The sequence below is a fragment of the Nocardiopsis deserti genome, from assembly GCF_008638355.1.
In the GTDB taxonomy this organism is placed as follows: Bacteria; Actinomycetota; Actinomycetes; order Streptosporangiales; family Streptosporangiaceae; genus Nocardiopsis; species Nocardiopsis alborubida.
Genome location: NZ_VWVS01000034.1, coordinates 1 through 19,736 on the forward strand (window position 1 = coordinate 1; position 19,736 = coordinate 19,736).

The 19,736-nt window shown below is 70.1% G+C and carries 17 protein-coding genes and 1 pseudogene; 10 read left to right on the forward strand and 8 right to left on the reverse strand.

Annotation, left to right across the window (positions count from 1 at the left end; genetic code table 11):
- Together FYW99_RS30630 and sucC are read right to left on the reverse strand one after the other, a co-directional pair.
- Positions 1–166: pseudogene (locus tag FYW99_RS30630) on the reverse strand (succinate--CoA ligase subunit alpha); the annotation flags it as partial.
- A gap of 38 nt (positions 167–204) precedes the next feature.
- Positions 205–1,392 (reverse strand): ADP-forming succinate--CoA ligase subunit beta, encoded by a 1,188-nt coding sequence (gene sucC, locus FYW99_RS30635; protein ID WP_150255918.1) that lies wholly within the window; start codon positions 1,390–1,392, stop codon positions 205–207.
- A 151-nt stretch (positions 1,393–1,543) separates the two neighbouring features.
- Here sucC and FYW99_RS30640 point away from each other — a divergent pair, with 151 nt between their 5' ends.
- The 6 genes from FYW99_RS30640 (at position 1,544) to FYW99_RS30665 (ending at position 10,636) form a co-directional block, all read left to right on the forward strand.
- Positions 1,544–2,974, forward strand: coding sequence for an MFS transporter (locus FYW99_RS30640; protein ID WP_150255921.1), 1,431 nt, complete (start codon positions 1,544–1,546; stop codon positions 2,972–2,974).
- A gap of 140 nt (positions 2,975–3,114) precedes the next feature.
- A complete protein-coding gene (locus tag FYW99_RS30645; protein WP_150255923.1) occupies positions 3,115–4,821 on the forward strand; it encodes a thiamine pyrophosphate-binding protein in 1,707 nt (568 codons plus the stop codon).
- 23 nt (positions 4,822–4,844) lie between these two features.
- Entirely contained in the window at positions 4,845–6,074 is a 1,230-nt protein-coding gene (gene frc / locus FYW99_RS30650) for a formyl-CoA transferase (RefSeq protein ID WP_150255925.1), read from the forward strand.
- Between the two features lie 4 nt (positions 6,075–6,078).
- Complete coding sequence (locus FYW99_RS30655) at positions 6,079–8,238, forward strand: acetate--CoA ligase family protein (RefSeq protein ID WP_150255927.1); 2,160 nt, start codon at positions 6,079–6,081, stop codon at positions 8,236–8,238.
- Positions 8,239–8,474: 236 nt separating this feature from the next.
- A complete protein-coding gene (locus FYW99_RS30660; RefSeq protein WP_150255929.1) occupies positions 8,475–10,073 on the forward strand; it encodes an Nramp family divalent metal transporter in 1,599 nt (532 codons plus the stop codon).
- Positions 10,073–10,636 carry a hypothetical protein gene (locus FYW99_RS30665; protein WP_150255931.1) on the forward strand — a complete coding sequence of 188 codons (564 nt, stop codon included), beginning with the start codon at positions 10,073–10,075 and terminating at the stop codon, positions 10,634–10,636. Before FYW99_RS30660 ends, FYW99_RS30665 begins: the two co-directional genes overlap by 1 nt.
- Positions 10,637–10,751: 115 nt before the next feature.
- Here FYW99_RS30665 and FYW99_RS30670 read toward each other — a convergent pair whose 3' ends face one another.
- The 6 genes from FYW99_RS30670 to FYW99_RS32045 all read right to left on the reverse strand — a co-directional run bounded on the left by FYW99_RS30670 (position 10,752) and on the right by FYW99_RS32045 (position 15,887).
- A complete protein-coding gene (locus tag FYW99_RS30670) occupies positions 10,752–12,203 on the reverse strand; it encodes a phytoene desaturase family protein (RefSeq protein WP_150255933.1) in 1,452 nt (483 codons plus the stop codon).
- A 19-nt stretch (positions 12,204–12,222) separates the two neighbouring features.
- Positions 12,223–12,999 (reverse strand): class I SAM-dependent methyltransferase, encoded by a 777-nt coding sequence (locus FYW99_RS30675; protein WP_190394884.1) that lies wholly within the window; start codon positions 12,997–12,999, stop codon positions 12,223–12,225.
- Positions 12,996–13,175 carry a hypothetical protein gene (locus tag FYW99_RS30680; protein WP_150255937.1) on the reverse strand — a complete coding sequence of 60 codons (180 nt, stop codon included), beginning with the start codon at positions 13,173–13,175 and terminating at the stop codon, positions 12,996–12,998. Before FYW99_RS30680 ends, FYW99_RS30675 begins: the two co-directional genes overlap by 4 nt.
- Before the next feature lie 17 nt (positions 13,176–13,192).
- Positions 13,193–13,753 (reverse strand): hypothetical protein, encoded by a 561-nt coding sequence (locus tag FYW99_RS30685; RefSeq protein WP_150255939.1) that lies wholly within the window; start codon positions 13,751–13,753, stop codon positions 13,193–13,195.
- On the reverse strand, positions 13,750–15,639 hold the full coding sequence (locus FYW99_RS30690) for an alpha/beta fold hydrolase (protein ID WP_150255942.1): 1,890 nt from the start codon (positions 15,637–15,639) through the stop codon (positions 13,750–13,752). The genes FYW99_RS30685 and FYW99_RS30690 overlap by 4 nt, the downstream gene beginning before the upstream one ends.
- Positions 15,640–15,743: 104 nt before the next feature.
- Positions 15,744–15,887 (reverse strand): hypothetical protein, encoded by a 144-nt coding sequence (locus FYW99_RS32045; RefSeq protein WP_190394885.1) that lies wholly within the window; start codon positions 15,885–15,887, stop codon positions 15,744–15,746.
- Between the two features lie 319 nt (positions 15,888–16,206).
- Between FYW99_RS32045 and FYW99_RS30695 the strand changes: the two genes are divergently transcribed.
- The 4 genes from FYW99_RS30695 to FYW99_RS30710 are packed head-to-tail and all read left to right on the forward strand — an operon-like array spanning position 16,207 to position 19,674.
- On the forward strand, positions 16,207–17,148 hold the full coding sequence (locus FYW99_RS30695; protein ID WP_223839833.1) for an ABC transporter ATP-binding protein: 942 nt from the start codon (positions 16,207–16,209) through the stop codon (positions 17,146–17,148).
- Positions 17,145–17,906, forward strand: coding sequence for an ABC transporter permease (locus FYW99_RS30700; protein ID WP_150255946.1), 762 nt, complete (start codon positions 17,145–17,147; stop codon positions 17,904–17,906). The genes FYW99_RS30695 and FYW99_RS30700 overlap by 4 nt, the downstream gene beginning before the upstream one ends.
- Positions 17,906–19,072: a histidine kinase gene (locus tag FYW99_RS30705; RefSeq protein ID WP_190394886.1), complete on the forward strand. Its 1,167-nt coding sequence runs from the start codon at positions 17,906–17,908 to the stop codon at positions 19,070–19,072. The genes FYW99_RS30700 and FYW99_RS30705 overlap by 1 nt, the downstream gene beginning before the upstream one ends.
- Entirely contained in the window at positions 19,069–19,674 is a 606-nt protein-coding gene (locus FYW99_RS30710; protein WP_150255950.1) for a response regulator transcription factor, read from the forward strand. The genes FYW99_RS30705 and FYW99_RS30710 overlap by 4 nt, the downstream gene beginning before the upstream one ends.
- The last annotated feature ends 62 nt before the right edge of the window (positions 19,675–19,736 follow it).

Consider the following 19,736-nt stretch of genomic DNA (forward strand, 5'->3'; position numbering starts at 1 on the left):
GGACCTCGGTGCCGTCGAAGTCGGCTTTCTGACCGGCCTTGCGGGGGTTGACCCCGCCCACGATGTTGGTGCCCGAGGCGAGCATGCGCCGGGTGTGCTTGGTGCCCTCAGAGCCCGTCATGCCCTGCACCAGGATTCTGCTGTCGCTGTTCACGAAGATGGCCATGTGTGTTCGTCACTCCCGTCGAGGGTGTCCCGCCGCTGTCAGTTCGCTGCCGCGAGCTCGGCGGCCCTGGCGGCGGCGCCGTCCATGGTGTCCACCTGCTGCACGGCCGGGTGGGCGCGCCTGGTGAGGATCGCGCGGCCCAGCTCGGCGTTGTTGCCGTCCAGACGGACGACCAGCGGCTTGCCGAGCTGGTCGAAGCCCTCGTCGCCGCTGCGACCCTCCAGCATGTCCAGGGCCTGGACGATGCCGTCGGCCACCGCGTCGCAGGCGGTGATGCCGCCGAAGACGTTGACCAGGACGCTCCTGACCGAGGGGTCGCCCAGGATGATCTCCAGGCCGTTGGCCATGACCTCGGCCGAGGCGCCGCCTCCGATGTCCAGGAAGTTGGCGGGGCGCACCCCGCCGTGCGCCCCGCCCGCGTGGGCGACCACGTCCAGGGTGGACATGACCAGGCCCGCGCCGTTGCCGATGATGCCGACCTCGCCGTCGAGCCTGACGTAGTTCAGGCCCCGCTCCCTGGCCAGGCGCTCGCGCTCGTCGGTGTCGGCGCCGTCGGTGAACGGGGTCCGCTCGGGGTGGCGGAAGGCGGCGTTCCCGTCCAGGGTGACCTTGCCGTCCAGGGCGATGATCCGCCCGTCGGCCGTGCGGACCAGGGGGTTGACCTCCACGAGGGTGGCGTCCTCCCCGACGGCGACCTCCCAGAGCCGGGTGATCACCTGGGCCGCGCAGTCGCGCACCTCCTCGGGCAGCCCCGCCTCGCGGCAGATCGCGAGGGCGGCCCCGTGGTCCACCCCCTCGGGGCCGACCGGGGTGCGCACGACCGCCTCGGGCCGTGTCCGGGCGACCTCCTCGATGTCCATGCCGCCCTCGGCGGAGCAGATGGACAGGAAGGTGCGGTTCGCGCGGTCCAGCAGGAAGGAGAAGTAGTACTCCTCCGCGATGTCGGAGGCCTCCTCGATCAGGACGCGGCGGACCGTGTGGCCCTTGATGTCCATGCCGAGGATCTGCTCGGCCCTGGCCCGGGCGTCCTCGGGGCCCTCGGCGACCTTGACGCCGCCGGCCTTGCCGCGACCACCGGTCTTGACCTGCGCCTTGACGACCACCCGGTGGCCGATCCGTCCGGCCGCCAGCTGGGCCTGTTCGGGGGTGTCCGCGATCTCGCCCTCGACGAGGGGGACGCCGTACTCGCCGAAGAGCTGTTTGGCCTCGTACTCGTGCAGATCCACCGGGCCTCCTCACTGCGTGGTTCTCGGTCACCTCCAGTGTTACGCCATACTGTATGCAGTATGCAATAGCCCCTGGGGCAGAAATGTGTTCCCGGTCACCCCTTTTCAGATCGGCGTGCCCTTTGCATACTGCATACAAGGAGGTGTCGTCATGCGCAGCCGCCGCCAGGCCCCCGATCCGCTCCCCTCCACTCATCCCTCCACCCGTTCCTCCGCCCACCCCCTCCCCGAGGAGGTGCGCGACTGGCGCGGCAGGAGCTACATCGTGGGCCCCTCGGCCCGCGCGCTCACCGGCCGGTCCCGCCGCGTGATCCTGCTCCGCGCGCTGACCGCCGCGGCGGCGGTCGGCGGGCTCCAGTTCGGCTACGGCGCCGCGGTCCCCTCGCTGGTGGCCGCGCACGGCTGGTCCCCCGCCCAGGCGCTGGTCCCGTTCCTGGTGTGGACCCTGGTGCAGGGCGCCTGCGCACCGGCGCTGCACCGGCTCCGGAGCCGGGGAGCGGTGCGGGCCGGACCGGCCGTCCAGGCGGGCGCGCTGCTGTGCGCCGCCGCCCTGGTCACGCTCGGCACCTTCCCCGCGCTCCCCGCCGCCGTCCTGGGCTACGGCCTTCTGGGCGGCCTGGGCGCGGGGCTGGTCTACCACTCCTGCACGCACCTGGTGGACGGCTGGTTCCCGGACCGGCGCACCGTGCGCTCGGGGGCCGTGGGCGGTGCCTTCGCCCTGGGCTGGGTGCCCCTCCTGCCCGCCGTCGCGGTCGGCGCGCCCCCCTCCGCCCTGCCCGTGGCCTGCGGGGCGCTCGCCCTGCTGGTCGCGGCCCTGGGACTGGTGGGCGGCGCGGGGCAGCGGCCGGCCCCGCCCCGGTGGTGGCCGCCCGGCTCCGACCCGCGCGCGAGCGCGCTGCTGGCGGGCGCCGACCCCCCGTGGGCGCGCGACCTCACCCCGGCCCAGGCGTGGTCCTCCGGCCGCTCCCTGCCGCTCCTGCACGCGGTGGTCGCGCTGTCCGGGGCGAGCGGGCTGTTCACCCTTGCGGCGCTGCCCGTCCTCCTGGCGAGCGGCGGCCACCCGGGCGCCGCGGTCGCCCTGACCGTGACGGCCTTCGCCGCGGGCAGCGGCCTGGGACGGCTGGCCGCGGGTACCACCGCCGAGCGGACCGGCCGCAGGCGCACCCTCACCGCCCTGCTGGGCGCCGGGGCGCTCGCCCAGGCGGGCCTGGCCGTCGCCGTCCCGACCGGGCAGACCGCCGCGCTGGTGCTCCTCGCGCTGGCGGCGGGTGCGTGCACCGGCTCCTGCTACCCGTTGACCCGGGCGATCACCGAGGGTCACTTCGGGCCGCGGTGGACCGCCGACATCCACGGCCTGGTCTACAGCTCCAAGGCGGTCGGCGGCCTGCTCGGGGTGGGCGGGGCCGCGCTGTTCCTGGCCCTGGCACCGGCCTCCGCGTGGCCCGCGGGCCTGGCCGCGTCCGGCGCGCTCTGCGCCGCGGCGGCCGTCCTGGCGGCCCTGCTCAGGCGTCCGCTTCCGGTCCGGACCACACCCGCCCCACACGGGGTCTGGACAGCGACGCGGCACCGTGCTCCAATGTGATGCACACGGTATACAGTATCCCGCCTACAGAACACGACCGCACCACAGAAGCCACCGAAGGACCCATCCCGCACACCCGCACACCCGCACACCCGCACACCCGCACACTGCACACCCGCACGAAAGGGGTCGGCGTACCGATGGCCGACAAGGCAACCAGCGAGTCCACCAGCAGCGAGAAGACCACGATCTCCGGCGGCCACCTGGTCGCCAAGGCCCTCAAGGCCGAGGGGATCGACGTCATCTTCACGCTCTGCGGCGGACACATCATCGACATCTACGACGGATGCGCCGACGAGGGCATCGACGTGGTCGACGTGCGACACGAGCAGGTCGCCGCGCACGCCGCCGACGGCTACGCCCGCATCACCGGCAAGCCCGGATGCGCCGTCGTGACCGCCGGACCGGGGACCACCGACGCGGTCACCGGCATCGCCAACGCCTACCGCGCGGAGAGCCCGATGCTGGTCATCGGCGGCCAGGGCGCCCTGAGCCAGCACAAGATGGGCTCGCTCCAGGACCTCCCGCACGTGGACATGATCAACCCGATCTCCAAGTTCGCCGCCACCGTGCCGCACACCGAGCGGGTGGCCGACCTGGTCTCGATGGCCTTCCGCGAGGCCAACAGCGGCGCCCCCGGCCCGGCCTTCCTGGAGATCCCCCGGGACGTCCTGGACGCCGAGGTTCCCGTGGAGCGGGCGCGCATCCCCGCCAAGGGCCGCTACCGCGCCTCCACCCGGCAGGCGGGCGACCCCGCCGCGATCGAGCGGCTCGCCGACCTGATCGTGCGCTCCGAGCGGCCCAGCATCCTGCTCGGCAACCAGGTGTGGACCACCCGGGCCACGCAGTCCGCCACCGACCTGGTGCGCGCGCTCAACATCCCCGCCTACATGAACGGCGCGGGCCGGGGCACCCTGCCGCCCGGCGACCCGCACCACTTCCAGCTCTCCCGGCGCTACGCCTTCACCAACTCCGACCTGATCATCATCGTCGGCACCCCCTTCGACTTCCGGATGGGCTACGGCAAGCGCCTCTCGCCCAACGCCACGGTGGTGCAGATCGACCTCAACTACGCCACCGTCGGCAAGAACCGCGACGTGGACCTGGGGATGGTCGGGGACGCCGACGTGATCCTGTCCTCGGTGCTCCAGGCGACCTCGGGCTACGGGGACAACGGCGCCCAGAGCCGCAAGACCTGGATGGAGGATCTGCGCAACCAGGAGCAGGCCGCGCTGGACAAGCGCGCGCACCTGCTCACCTCCGACTCCACGCCCATCCACCCCTACCGGCTGGTCAGCGAGATCAACCAGTTCCTCACCGAGGACTCCATCTACGTCGGCGACGGCGGCGACGTCGTCACCTTCTCCGGCCAGGTGGTCCAGCCCCGCTCTCCCGGGCACTGGATGGACCCGGGCCCGCTCGGCACCCTGGGCGTGGGCATCCCGTTCGTGATGGCGGCCAAGTACGCCCGGCCGGACAAGGAGGTGGTGGCCCTCTTCGGCGACGGCGCGTTCAGCCTGACCGGCTGGGACTTCGAGACCCTGGTCCGGTTCGACCTGCCCTTCGTCGGCATCGTGGGCAACAACTCCTCGATGAACCAGATCCGCTACGGCCAGATCGCCAAGTACGGCGCGGAGCGGGGCGAGATCGGCAACACCCTGGGCGACGTCAACTACGCCGAGTTCGCCCGGATGCTGGGCGGCCACGGCGAGGAGGTTCGGGACCCGGCGGACATCGCCCCGGCGCTGCGCCGCGCCCGCGAGTCCGGCAAGCCCTCGCTCGTCAACGTCTGGATCGACCCCGAGGTCTACGCCCCGGGGACGATGAACCAGACCATGTACAAGTAGCCCGGATCAGGAAGGGGAGAGTCATGGGCAAGGCACTCGACGGGGTCCGCGTCCTGGACATGACCCACGTCCAGTCGGGCCCGTCGGCGACGCAGATACTCGCCTGGATGGGCGCCGACGTGGTCAAGGTGGAGGCGGTCACGGGTGACATCACCCGGCGCCAGCTCCGGGACAAGCCCGGTGTGGACAGCCTCTACTTCACGATGCTCAACTCCAACAAGCGGAGCGTCACCCTCAACACCAAGAACCCCCGGGGCAAGGAGATCTTCCTGGACCTGGTGCGCCGCAGCGACGTGTTGGTGGAGAACTTCGCCCCCGGCGCGCTGGACCGCATGGGCTTCACCTGGGAGGTGCTCGCCGAGGTCAACCCGCGGCTGGTCTACGCCTCCATCAAGGGGTTCGGCCCCGGTGCCTACGCCGACTTCAAGGCCTACGAGGTGATCGCCCAGGCGATGGGCGGCTCCATGAGCACCACCGGGTTCGAGGAGGGACCGCCGCTGGCGACGGGCGCCCAGATCGGTGACTCGGGTACGGGGATGCATACAGTAGCCGGTATTCTCGCCGCGCTGTACCAGCGCACCAGCACCGGCCGGGGCCAGCGCGTCCAGGTCGCCATGCAGGACGCGGTGCTCAACCTGTGCCGGGTCAAGCTGCGCGACCAGCAGCGCCTGGCGCACGGACCGCTGGCGGAGTACCCCAACGAGGACTTCGGCGACGAGGTCCCGCGTTCCGGCAACGCCTCCGGCGGCGGCCAGCCCGGCTGGGCCGTGCGCACCTCCCCCGGCGGCCCCAACGACTACGTGTACGTCATCGTCCAGCCCGCCGGCTGGGAGCCGATCACCCGGCTCATCGGCCGCCCCGAACTGGCCGAGGACCCCGAGTGGGCCACCCCCGAGTCCCGGTTGGACAAGCTCGACAAGGTGTTCGCCCTCATCGAGGAGTGGGCTGTCCAGATCCCCAAGTGGGACGTGCTGGCCGCGCTGAACGCGCACAACATCCCCTGCGGGCCGATCATGTCCACCCGCGAGATCATCGACGACCCCACCCTGCGGGCCAACGGGGTCGTCACCACCGTCGAGCACCCCGAGCGGGGCTCCTACGACACGGTGTCCTCGCCGATCCGGCTCTCGGACTCACCGGTGGACGTCGTCCGCTCCCCGCTGCTCGGGGAGCACAACGCCGACGTCTACGGCGGCGAACTGGGGCTGTCCGACGAGGACCTGGCCGAACTCGCATCGAACGGAGTGATCTGAACACATGGCCGCCTACACCCCCGACCGCCCCGACCACGACCGCGCAGCGGTCCGCGAGGTACTCGACCGCGCCAGGGCCGAGGGCCGGACCGCCCTCACCGCCCCCGAGGGCCGCGTCCTCGCCGACGCCTACGGCATCCCCGTCCCGGGCGAGGCGCTGGCGCACTCCGCCGAGGAGGCCGCCGAGCTGGCCGGCGAGCTCGGCCTGCCGGTCGTCGCCAAGATCGTCTCCCCCGACATCCTGCACAAGACCGACGCGGGCGGCGTCGAGGTCGGCCTGGACAGCGCCGAGAAGGTCGCCGAGGCCTACCGCCGCATCACCGCCAACGCCCTGGCCCACACCCCCGGCGCGCGCGTCGACGGCGTCCAGATCCAGCAGCAGGTCGGCGGCGGGCCGGAGGTCGAGGTCCTCGTCGGCGCGACCACCGACCCCACCTTCGGCAAGATCGTGGTCTTCGGCCTGGGCGGCGTCCTGGTCGAGGTCCTGCGCGACGTCACCTTCCGGATGGCCCCGGTCTCCCGCGGGGAGGCGCTGACCCAGATCGACGACATCCGCGCGGCCGAGATCCTGCGCGGCGTGCGCGGCCGCCCCGCCGTGGACCGGGAGCGGCTGGCCGACGTGGTCAGCAGGCTGTCGGACCTGGTCACCGACTTCCCCGAGATCGCCGAGGCCGACCTCAACCCGGTCTTCGCCGGACCGGCCTCCGCCGTGGCCGCCGACCTGCGCTTCGTCCTGGACTTCGCACCCGCCGAGCCGCCCGTGCGGTTCGAGCGCGACGAGATCCTCGCCGCGATGAACCGGGTCTTCAAGCCGCGGTCGATCGCGATCGTCGGTGCCTCGAACGAGCCCGGCAAGATCGGCCACTCCGTCATCAAGAACATCGTCGACGGCGGGTACGCGGGCGAGGTGTACCCGGTCAACCCCAAGTCCCCCGAGGTGTACGGCCGCACGGCCTACGCGAGCATCCTCGACATCCCCGGCGAGGTCGACGTGGCGGTCTTCGCGATCCCCGCGAAGTTCGTGGCGGGCGCGCTGGAGGAGGTCGGCGCCAAGGGGGCCGCCGCGGCGGTCCTCATCCCCTCCGGGTTCGCCGAGACCGGCGAGCAGGAGCTCCAGGACGAGGTGCTCGCCGTCGCCCGCAGGCACGGCGTACGCCTGCTCGGACCCAACATCTACGGCTACTACTACACGCCCGAGAAGCTGTCGGCGACGTTCTGCACCCCCTACGACGTCAGCGGCGGCACCGCCCTGACCTCGCAGTCGGGCGGGATCGGCATGGCCATCCTCGGCTACAGCCGCAGCACGAGCACCGGCGTCTCGGCCATCGTCGGCGTCGGCAACAAGGCCGACATCGACGAGGACGACCTGCTCACCTTCTTCGGCCAGGACGAGAACACCAACGCCATCGCCATGCACCTGGAGGACCTCAAGGACGGCCGCGCCTTCGTCGAGGCCGCCCGCGAGGTCGTGCCGCACAAGCCCGTCATCGTGCTCAAGGCCGGGCGCACCGCCGCCGGGGCGCGCGCGGCCGGGTCGCACACCGGCGCGCTGGCGGGCGACGACAAGGTCTACGACGACATCCTGCGCCAGGCGGGCGTGGTCCGGGCCCCCGGGCTCAACGAACTGCTGGAGTTCGGCCGCGCGCTGCCGGTCCTGCCCACCCCCAAGGGCGAGAACGTCGTCATCATCACCGGCGCGGGCGGGTCGGGCGTGCTGCTCTCCGACGCGGTCGTGGACAACGGGATGAGCCTCTACGAGATCCCGCCGGACCTGGACGCCTCGTTCCGGACCTTCATCCCGCCCTTCGGCGCCGCCGGGAACCCGGTGGACATCACCGGCGGCGAGCCGCCCTCCACCTACGAGGCCACGATCCGCCTGGGCCTGGAGGACGAGCGGGTGCACTCGCTCATCCTGGGCTACTGGCACACCATCATCACCCCGCCGATGGTCTTCGCGAAGGTGGTCGCCGACGTGGTGGCCGAGGCCAGGGCCAAGGGGATCGACAAGCCCGTGGTCGCCTCGCTCTCGGGTGACACCGAGGTCGAGGAGGCCTCGCGGTACCTGTTCGACCACGGCGTCGTGGCCTTCCCCTACACCACGGAGAAGCCGGTGCAGATTCTCGGCGCGAAGTATCGCTGGGCCCGCGCCGCGGGACTACTCTGACCCAGTGCCCGGTCGGTGCTCCGGCCCCGACCGGGCCCCGTACCAACGCGCACCACCCCTGAACCCGGCGGCCATGGAGCCGCCGCCACACGGCCGCCGGGTCCCCCACCGCGCAACACAGCCACTGCGCCGCGGTGACCTCGCCCGTGCGTCCGGCAGAGAGGAGTCCGCACCACCCGGGGGCGCCATGCCAGCAACCAGCTCGCATCCGCACAGCCCACAGGGAGTTCCCAGCCATGGATTCCTCACGCCCCGAGACCGGCGGCACGCCCGAACCGGTCCGCCAGTCCCCCACCGACGCACAGCCACCCTTCGTCCCCACCCAGAGGCAGGCCCCTCCCCCCGAGGCCGAGGCCGCCTCCACCGCGACCGCCCCCGGCGGCGCTCCGCCCGAGGAGCGCGTGTGGAAGGCGGGCCGGCTGGAGCCGATGCCCATCCGGCCCCTGCCCAAGGCGCCGCCCTCGATCCACATCCTGGGCCCCACCGTGTTCCTCGTCGCCCTCGGCGTGGGCATGGGCGAGTCCTACATGTGGCCGCGGCTGGTCCTCGTCTTCGGCCCCGAGATCCGCTGGCTGTTCCTGGTCGGCGTCACCCTCCAGGCCGTGGTCATGCTGGAGATGTCGCGCTACGCGATGGCCACCGGGGAGAGCATCTTCTACGGCGCCGCGCGCGTGTTCAAACCACTCATGTGGTTCTTCTTCATCACGGCGATGATGGTCTACATCTGGCCGGGACACCTCTCCGCGGGCGCCTCGGCCTTCGAACGGGTGACCGGCATCCCATGGCAGGTGACAGCGGTCGCCGGGATGCTCCTGGTCGGTGTGGTGTTCACACTGGCGAAGGTCATCTACAACCTGCTGGAGAACGTGCTGTCGATCTGCATCGGCGTGCTGGTGGTCGGCAGCGCCGTGATCGCGGCGATCGTGGGCGACCTGTCCGACCTGACGTCCACCCTCAGCGGGATGTTCGCGTTCGGCTACCTCCCGGATGAGGCCACCACGGCCCTCTGGTTCCCCGTGATCGTCGGCTCCATCGCCTTCGCCGGACCCTCCGGCATGCAGCAGATGTGGTACACCCTGCACCTGCGCGACAAGGGCGCCGGGATGGGCTCGCACATCCCCAAGATCCGGGGCCTGCGGCACGCGGGCGAGCAGGAGACCATGCCCACGCGCGGCTTCATGTTCGACACCTCCGACGCCGCGGAGATGGAGAAGTGGAAGGGCTGGCGGCGCTGGGTCACCTTCGACGCGATGGTCCTGTTCTGGGGCATCACGATGCTGGTGACGATCTCCTTCACCGTGCTGGCCCAGGCCTCGGCCCGCTTCGACCCGAACGTGACCGACCTGCTGCGCGACGGCGACCGCGACGCCGCCCTGGACGCCATGGCGGCCTCCTTCTCGGCGGCCGGAAGCCCGATCCTGGGCACGGTGTTCTTCTGCTTCATCGCGCTCATCGGCCTCAACGCCACGCTGGGGCTGTTCGACTCCTTCTCGCGCGGCCAAGCCGACATGACCTTCAACTTCGTGCCGGGCGCCAAGAAGATCGGCATGTCGAAGCTGTACGCCCTCTTCCTGTGGGGCCTGATCGTCTTCGGCATCGTCATCCTGCTCTTCGGCCCCGCCGACGGCCCGACGGCGATCCTGGACGTGCTGGCCTTCCTGTCGGCGTTCGCGATGGGCGCCTACTGCGTGGTGCTGCTGCTGGTCAACAACATCACCCTGCCCAAGCCGATCCGGCCGGGCCTCCTCTCCAACGCCGTCATCGCCTTCGCGGCGGTGTTCTACCTCGGCGCCCTGTTCTACTCGCTGTTCGCCTTCGGGGTCGTGATCGACTGATGAGCGCCCAGGACACCCTCCCCCAGGGGAGGCCCCTGCTCGACCACGTGGAGATCACGCTGCCGGGCGCGCTGATCGGCCTGGTGGCCGCCCTGTTCGCCACGGCCGTCGCGGTGATGGCCGGGCTGTCCCCGGGGGTCACCCTCGCCCTCGCGGCCGGACTGGGGGTGCCCCTGGCCCTGTTCGGCGCCGGGTACTGCGTGCTGCTGGCACGCGGTGTCTTCCAGGTCGGCGCGGTAGCGCCCATGGCGCTGTACTGGCTGGTGGGGTTCCCCCTCGCCCGGCTGATCGACTCCTACGCCGTGGCGTGGGCGCTCGGCGACGACACCGTGCTGGGGGAGCCGCTCCTGTCCTTCCTGGCCCTCCAGGCGATGCTGAGCCTGGGGTTCACGATCGGCTTCCTGTGGCTCCATGAGAGGATCGCGCCGCACTGGCTGCTCCGCGTCCGAGGCCACAACCCCGTGGCGGCGTCCCTGGTCGAACGCTATCTGGAGCACGCCGTCCACCTCGACCGGCGTCGGGGCGGCCCCCGCCGCGGCGCCCCTCGGCCCCCGTCGCCCTGAGCGGCGCGGTGCCGCTCCCGTAACGACGGCGAGGGCCGGGCACCGCGCGGTGCCCGGCCCTCGCCGTCGTGTACGCGCTCCCGGAGGGACGGGAGACCGCCCGTCCGGGAGACCATCACCGTGGGGACAGGTCCGGAGGAGTGCGCACGCCGTGTTCGTGGCGGAGCGCGGACAGTGCGGCCAGGTAGCCCGACATGCCGTGCACCCCGGGACCGGGCGGGGTGGAGGCCGAGCACAGGTACACCCCCGGCAGCGGCGTGCGGTAGGGGTCGACACTGGCGACGGGCCGCAGGACGGCCTGGCGGACGGACATGGTCCCGGACGCGATGTCCCCACCGACGTAGTTGGGGTTGTACTCCTCCATCCGCGCCGCGGAGACTCCTCGCGCGTCGATGACGGTGTCCGTGAAACCAGGAGCATAGGTCTCGATGCGGCGACGGATCATGTCCACGGGATCCCGCGTGTCCCCGTTGGGTACGTGGGCGTAGGCCCACACCGGCCGCTTGCGGGGCAGGGCTCGGCCCGGATCGGTGGCGGCGGGGTCAACGAGGAGGACGAAGGGCTCCTCCACCCTTCGTCCACGCGCGGTCTCGGTCTCGGCGCGGAACATCTCCTCCTGGGTGCCCCCCAGGTGCACGGTACCCGCCGCGCCCACCTCGCGGGCCGTCCAGGGAATGGGCTCGGAGACGAGGAAGTCCGCCTTGGCCACACCCGGGCCGTAGCGGAAACGCCGCAGCGCCCTGCCGTAGCGGTCGGGAAGTCGACCACCGGCGATGTCGAGGAAGCCCTTGGGAGAGACGTCGAGCAGCACCGTGGAGGCCGGGGGGAGGTCGGTGAGGTCCTTGATCCTCCGGCCCGTGTGGAACACGCCGCCGTGCGAGGCGACGTCGGCGGCGAGCACGTCGGCGATGACACCGCTGCCGCCCCTGGGCAGGGGCCAGCTGGTCTCGGTGTGGGCGAGGTGACCGAGCAGCAGCGCCACGGCCGCGCCCGGGAGTGAGGGCAGCGCGCCGATCACGTGTCCCGCGACTCCCGCGAACAGTGCCTTGGCGTGTTCGGTGACGAACGGGCCGGCCCCCAGGCCGTGCGTCAGAGCGCGTCGGGCCAGGAGGAGGGCCGCGGGCGCGTCCGGGGGCAGGGACCTCTGCCCGGAGATGACGAGGTCCACCACACCGCCGCTGCGCTCGACGAGCGGAGCCATGAGGCGGCGCCAGCGCTTCCCGTCCTCGCCCAGGCCCGCACAGGTCTCGTCCAGGTCGGTCGCGGCGAGGGCGGCTCGCCCACCGGGAAGAGGGTGGGCGTAGGGCACGGGGGACCGCAGCAGCTCCACGCCCCGGGCTCCGAGATCGAACTCCCTGAAGAAGCGCGACGCCGCGGCCATGGGGTGGACCGCGGCGCACACGTCGTGGACGATCCCGGTGTCGAAGAGGGAGACGGTACGCAGCCCTCCGCCGATCGTGTCGTGCTGTTCGTAGAGTTCGACGCTGAGACCCGCACGAGCGAGTGTCACCGCTGCGGCGAGTCCGTTCGGGCCGGTTCCGACGACCACGGCGTCGACGCTTCCCATCGAATGTCTCCTACGGCGCTCAGGGCGCCGGTCTGGTGTAGACGCAGATGAAGGTCGCGGACTGTTCGGTGGCCGTGTTCAGGGCCCAGTCCCCGTACCCCTCCCTCGGGCAGTCGAGGCTCAGGCCGGCCTCCTCCGCCCAGGTGTGCACCTCCTCGGGGACGAGCAGCCTGGAGTACTCGGTTCCCACCCTGGTGGTGCCGTCCTTCTCATACCAGATCTGGGAGCACTGCCATGTCCTGCCGTCCCCGGCGATCGCGGAGTGCGTCTGCAGACCGGTGCCGGGCTCGGGATAGGGAGTGAAGAACGTGACGTGAGGTCTGCCCATGTGCAACGCCTCCGTCACGGCGGGGCGGTGGTGCGCCTCGATGAACAGCTTCCCCCCGGGAGCGAGCAGACCGGCCGCTCTGTGGACCGCCTCGCGCTGGTCCTCCGGACGGAGCAGCTGGTTCAGGGTGGCGCACACCGCGTAGACCAGAGCATAGGAGCGGGTGTCCTGGTAGGTGCGCATGTCCGCGTGGACGCCGGTGACCCGGCCGCCGGTCCGCGCGTTGGCCTCCGCGAGCACGGCGAGCATGTCCCTCGAACTGTCCACGCCGGTGACCGCACCGATCATGCGCGCCAGGGGAAGCGCGACCCGCCCGGTGCCGACCCCGAGTTCGAGTGCTCCCGTGTCCGGGGCCGGATGGCACCCGGCCAGAACCTTCGCGGTCTCCTCCGCGGCACTCGGATCGAAGAGGCGGTCATACCAACGGGCGAACTGCCGGCCGTAGTCCGTGTCGATGCTGCTGGTCACCGTGATCCTTCCTTCTTCCTCGGCACGAAGATGACCAGGAGTCCCACCCAGAGCACCGCGCCGAGTCCCAGGGTCGCCGCGACGGACAGCACCTCCGTGAGCGCCAGGGCGACGAGGACGACGGCGACCGCGACGGCGGCGACAACAGCGATGACGCTTCTGGCCTGGCTCTTCATGGTTTCCTCCACGGAATCTAGGTGAATTTCCTTCGGGGTGTGAGCATCACCATCTCCGGGGCCTCCGAGGAGTCGAATCCGGAGCTTTTGACCATGGCGATCTGGTAGCCGTCGACCTCGGGATCACCAGCTCGGATCCTAGCCCTCACATAGTTGTCGAGAAGCCGGTAGGCGGGCGTCGACGAGATCACGTCGAACCCCCGGTCGATCACACCGACGAGTTCTACGGAAACATCGAAGAACGCCTTCTCCCCGCGCCTTGACGGGAACCAGAACATCTGCCCCAGTGAGCGCTTTCTTGCCAGGTCGATCCCGTTCCATGACGAAATCTCCCCCTCCTGACCGATGGTCCGGTAGAGGAATAGATAATCGTGGACCCCCGGCTCTGGAGCGAAGAAACGCCAGGTCGGCAGGGTTTGGAATCGGTCGAAGACTTTGACGCGGTTGTATGTCGCCACGTGGTGATGCTGGGTGGTGATGGTAGCGGCAACGAACACCGCAAAACCCACCCGGGCGAGAGCCCCATGACCGGTGAAGGCGTTCTTGACAGTGCTGTGGACACGTGCACGCGCTGTCATGCTTTCGCCTCCCCCTGGTTCTGGACCTGACGGGTCCCTGAAGCCTTCGTGGCCATGGCGTCCCGCACGAAGTCCATGATGAGGCGGGCCACCCGGGTCCCGTGAGTGCCATTTGTCATGATCGTGTCGTGGTCGGCGTTCTTCACGACCTCGAACTCAACGGTCGCCCCGGTGGTCTGGTGGGCGAGACCGAGTTCCCGGTGCAGGAGGAGTTGCTCGGGGTCGTAGTCGACGGTCTTCTGGGCGGAGAGCACCAACGCCGGTGCCGACACGGGTGGAAGGTCGTCCCCGAAGGCCGCGTAGTCGGCCTTGACCTCCTCCCACTCCTCGCCTCCGGCCGTCCACAGACGAGCGTCGGCGTACTGGGCGAAGGCGTGTCGGCGCAACGGTGTCGGCAGACCCTCCAACCACGGCGGACGGCTCATCAGGGAACCCGCTCCGAGCCTGTTCGACCAGGCAAGGGTGGCGAACAGCTCGTGCATCCGCTCGCCGGAGGCCCTCTGCTGTCTCGACCGCTGGAGTTCGGCGGGATGCGAGGCGTCGACGTACACCAGACCGATCAGCCGGTCTCCCAGCGAGGGAGCGGCCCGTCTGGCCAGGTCCCCGCCGAGGGAGTGGCCGACGAGGACGACAGGGCGGTCGGCGGGGACGACCGCCCGGACCAACTCGGCCAGTTCCGCCGACGCGGTGCCCAGGTCCACTCGGGCGTGGGGAGCCCGCGTGCTGGCTCCGTACCCGGGCCGCGCATAGGTCACGGTCCCCAGGCCGCTCTCCTGCCGCAGGGTCTGGGTGATCCACCCGAACTGCTCCGGAATCGAGGCCAGGCCGTTGACGAAGACCAGGACGGGTGACACCCCGTCGCCCTCGTCGGCCTCGTAGGCCAGGGTGTTGCCGAACCGGGTCCTGGTCCACCGCGTCCCGGGGCGCCCCTCCAGCACCGCCATGCGACGCTGCGCGGTGGACAGGAGCATCCCTACGGCCACGCCGCCGAGCACCGCGCCCATGGCGACGACTGAACTGTCGTCGCGGTCGGCGACCTCGGGAAGCTCTCTGGGCGCTGCCGTGTAGGCGACGTGCGGGTGCATGGAGGTGAAGGCGGTCAGGAACCTGCCCAGCCCCATGAGGTAGCCGTTGGCGCCGTGGAAGGCGATGGCGGAGATGATGAGGACCCGGCTGAGGCGGCCCTTCCCGGCGTAGACGAGCGGGAACAGGCATTCCATCAGCAGGACGCCGTAAACCAGCGGTCTCGCCAGGCGGGGATGGGCTGTGGCGAGGCGGTGAGCGCCCTCGTGCCCGTATGTTCGCGTCCGCAGGACCTCCTGGAGAGCGGTCCCCTCCACCCAGGGGCGCCCCAGGAGCTTGAACCAACCGGCGATGACGTAGGACAGGTTGGACTGGATGGCCACATGCCAGATCGCGGCGTCCTGCACGCGGGGGGAACGGGAGAGCCTCGCGACCGCGTTGCCGGTCTGGACCAGAACCGAGACCTCGTCGGCTCCGTCGGTGCCGTAGCGGTGCCGGAGGAAGACGGCCGTGCCGCTCGCGGCGAGGAAGGCGTTGCCCAGCCCTCGCCACCGGGAGTCACCGGGCAGGAGCATGCCGGCGCTCACGAGCGCGCGTGCGGCGTGCACGGCGTAGGTGGTGCGCGGCTCACCGACACCGTCCAGGAACCGACGGGTCAACGGGGACGCCGCGGTGTAGAGCCCGCGGACGGTGTTCCAGTCGAAGAACCCGTCCTTCGCCGTCTCCCGGTGCAGGTAGAGGTATTCAAGAGACCCGACCAGTGCGGTGGCCGAGGATATTCTCTCGGATAAACCGATCGCCTGGTTCCGGGTCAGGGGGATGGGTTTGAAGATGCTCCCGACGATCTTGGCCAGTCTTTTCACGTTCGCTCCCGCCCTGCGGCTTCCGAATTTTTGCTGAATGGATAGCACAGCATCCGGAAGGGCCTTCCGGTGGAGTTTGCCACCGGAAGGCCCCCATGTAATCACTAGCCGAAGATACCGGTAATGGAGGTGGTCGCCGTGGTCGCGGTGGTGACGACCGTGGCCATGACCGGGGCCTGGTCGAAGGCGACCATGCCCTCCTCGGCGTCGAACTCCAGGGCGTCGAAGTGCTCGATGATTTCCTTCATCACGTTCTCCTTTGGGTAGATAGACCTTCTAACCAATTTCCCCTACCGCCGAGTGCGATCGTTCTGACAGGGCCCATATCGCACCAGCAGGATTTTTGGAGACTTCTTCGCAGCGACTGCGGAAGTGATTCAAGCACAGAGGTACTCCTTATGCTGTGACACAGATCACATCAATATCGGTCAATTTGTCACGACTCCGACATGACAAGTGTCACGAACTCGCTATGACACATGCAATAAGAATCCATTGCAAGCAGCACTGGAGAAAGGTCACCCAGAGTCAAACAATGGCCATATGGACTCAACCATCGAAACCAGTGTGATAGAAGTCACAAACCTGTGGCGTCGCTACGGGACGGGAAACAGGGCCTACGACGCCGTCCGAGGGGTGTCGCTCAGCGTGGGAAAGGGCGAGCTCTTCGGCCTGCTCGGGACCAACGGGGCCGGGAAGACCTCCACGATCGAGCTGCTCGAAGGACTGGCTCAGCCCTCGCGGGGGGAGATCCGCCTGTTCGGCCGGTACGACCCCGTGCGGGACCGGTCCTCGGTCCGCCCCCATACCGGGGTCATGCTCCAGCAGGGCGGATTCGCCGAGGAACTCACCGTCGCGGAGACCGTCAGGCTGTGGGCCGGCTGCAGTTCCCGAGCGCGTTCCGTGGAGGACGCCGTCGCCCTCGTGGGATTGGAGCACCGGGCGAAGGTCGCCGTGAAGAACCTGTCCGGAGGCGAACAACGGCGACTGGACCTCGCTCTGGCCACGCTCACCGAACCGGCTCTGCTTTTCCTGGACGAGCCCACGACGGGTATGGACCCGGAGGGGCGTAGCGAGACCTGGCGCATCATCCGGGGCCTCAAGGACATGGGCACCACCATCGTCATGACCACGCACTACCTGGAGGAGGCCGAAGCCCTCGCCGATCGCATCGCGATCATGCACCGGGGCCGGATAGCGGTCGAGGGCTCCGTTCCCGACATTGTCGGCGGTTTCCCGTCGTCACTCACTTTCACCCTGCCCGCCGGTTCCACCGCGGATGACCTTCCGCCTCTGGAAGAATTGGCCGCGAAACTCGATCATGTTCGGGACAACAGGGTGCGTCTGGTCACGGACCAGTTGCAGCACACGGCCACGGAGGTGCTCGCCTGGGCTCGGGACAGGGGGATACCCCTGACCGGACTCGACGCGCGCTCCGCCTCATTGGAGGAGGCGTTCCTGCACATCGCGAACAATGACCTGGACGAGGAAGCGAGCCCCAACTCATGAGTACCACCAGTCAGCTCACTGCCCTGGGGCGCGCGGAAGCCTCGCTCTTCTTTCGGATCAAAAGCAACTTTCTCAACGTCCTCTTCATCCCGGCGATGGTGCTCGCCGTGCTGGTCGTTTCCATGACCCGTTTCGACCTGGACGCTTTGAACCTGTCGCTGGGACCGGTCATGCTCGCCAGCGCGGCGGGCGTGATCCTGGTCTTCTCCCTGTACGTACCGCTGACCACGACCTACGTCGTTCGGCGGGAGGAGCGACTGCTCAAGCGGCTTCGAACGGGCGAGCTGTCGGACCTGGTCATCCTGATCGGCACGGCCCTGCCCGCCATCGTGATCGCCGTCGTCCAGTTCCTGCTGGTCGCCGTGATCGTCGTGCCGCTCACCGGGGCGGGGCTGCCGAGCGCTCCGCACTACCCCTTGGTCGCGGTCCTGCTGGGAGCGCTCTTCGCCGCGGCGCTGGCCGCCTTCTCCAGTGCCGGTGCCCGCAACTCGGAAAGCGTCCAGGTCGTCATCCTCCCGGGGCTGGTGCTGCTGCCCACGACCTCCGGGGCCTTCTTCCCCCTGGAGGCCATGCCGCAGGCCGTACAGGAGGTGTGCTACTGGATGCCGTTCACCCCGATGGTCGACCTGGTCCGCGCGGGGTGGCTGGACACCCTCTCCCTAGCTGAGGCACTCCAACGGACAGGACTGCTGCTCGGATGGACCCTCCTCGCCATCGTGGCGGCACAGCGCTGGTTCCGCTGGGAGTCGCGTGTCTGATGGGCCCGATCGACGAGAACGGTCTCCAGCGCACGGAGGCGGGAACCCGGTACGCGTTGGCCGTACCCCTGTGGGCGGTGATCGCCGTGTTCGTCTGGGCCGTCTCCAGCGTCTCGGCCCCGCCCGCTCCCGTGGCGTGGACCGCCGTGACCGTGTACGTGGCACAGGCTCTCGCGGCCACGGTGGTGGCCGCCCGTTCGCTGGGCGGCCGTACCCCGTCCCTGCCCCGCCACGTCTGGATCTCGGTGGGGATAGCGGCGCTCACGTTCGCGGAGCTCGGCGCTCTCGCGGTGCTGACCGCCGAGACGTCGTCGACCGGATTCACCCCCTATGCCATGGTGGCGCTGGCCGTGCTGCCCACGGCCGTGGTGTGGGCGTCCGCCCCGTGGACCGTCGTGGTCGCGCTGGCCGTGGCGAGTGCGCTCGCCTCGGCCGCGTACCCCGATCCGCTGCCGGCCCTGGCCGCGGCGGCGGGCTCCTGGGCCTTCGGCGTCCTCACCGTGCGTCTGTTCGGCTGGAGCGTGGACGTGGCACGGCGGGTGGAGGCCGCCCGCCAGCTCGAGTCACGGCTCGCCATCGCCGAGGAACGGCTCCGGTTCGCCCGCGACCTGCACGACACACTGGGACGCACGATGACGGTGATCGCGCTCAAGAGCGAACTCGGCACGCGCCTGAGCGACGACCCCCGGGTGCGCGCCGAACTGGAGGAGGTGCAACACCTGGCACGGGAATCACAGAAGGAGATCCGCGCGGTGGTGCGCGACTACCGCGACACCAGCCTGGTGGCGGAGCTCAACGGGGCCCGTTCCGTCCTGTCCGCCGCCGGCGTCGTCTGCCGGATCAGGGATGAGAAGCCGATCGAGCTGGAGACCGCGGAACAGTCGTTGTTCGGGTGGGTGGTCCGTGAGGGGGTCACCAACGTGATCCGGCACTCCCGGGCCTCCTACTGCACAATCACTCTGGGAGTGGAGGATGGCGAGGCCACCATGCACATCGTCAACAACGGCGCGCACGCGGAACGGCCCACTGGTGAGGGCACGGGGGCGGGGCTCGACGGACTCGCCCAGCGGCTCGCCGTGCGCGGGGGGACTCTGAAGGCCTACCGCGCGTCGGACCGGACCTACCACCTCATCGCTCGTGTACCTCAGCGTCGGGAGACATCGTGATCAGGGTTCTCGTGGCCGAGGACGAACATCTCATCCGGGAGGCGATGGTGGCCCTCCTCGTGCTCGAACCGGACCTGGAGGTCATCGCCCAGGCGGCGTCCGGGCACGAGGCGGTCGCGATGGCACGGGAGCACGGCCCCGACGTGGCCGTTCTGGACCTGCAGATGCCCGGGCTGGACGGCATCGCCGCGGCGAAGACGATCATCCGCCACAACAACGGCTGCCGTACCCTCATCCTCACCAGCCACGGGCTGCCCGGCCACCTCAAGCGCTCCCTGGAAGCGGGGGTGAAGGGGTTCGTCCCCAAGATGATCTCCGCGGCGAAGCTCGCCGACGCCATCCGCGCCGTACACGGAGGGGACCGTTACATCGACCCGTCGTTGGCCGCCGACGCCATCTCGGCGGGCAACTCGCCTCTTTCCGCACGTGAGGCCGACATCCTCGCGCTGGCCGCCGACGGCGCCACGGTGAACGAGATCGCCCAACGCGCCTCCCTGGCCCCAGGGACGGTCCGCAACTACCTTTCGTCGGCCGTCACCAAGCTGGAGGCGAACAACCGGCACAGCGCGGTCCACATCGCCCGCTCGCACGGCTGGATCTGAGCCTCCCGTCCGCACAGAGCGCCCGTGCGATCCGCCGTCGCGGACGCACGGGCGACAGCGGT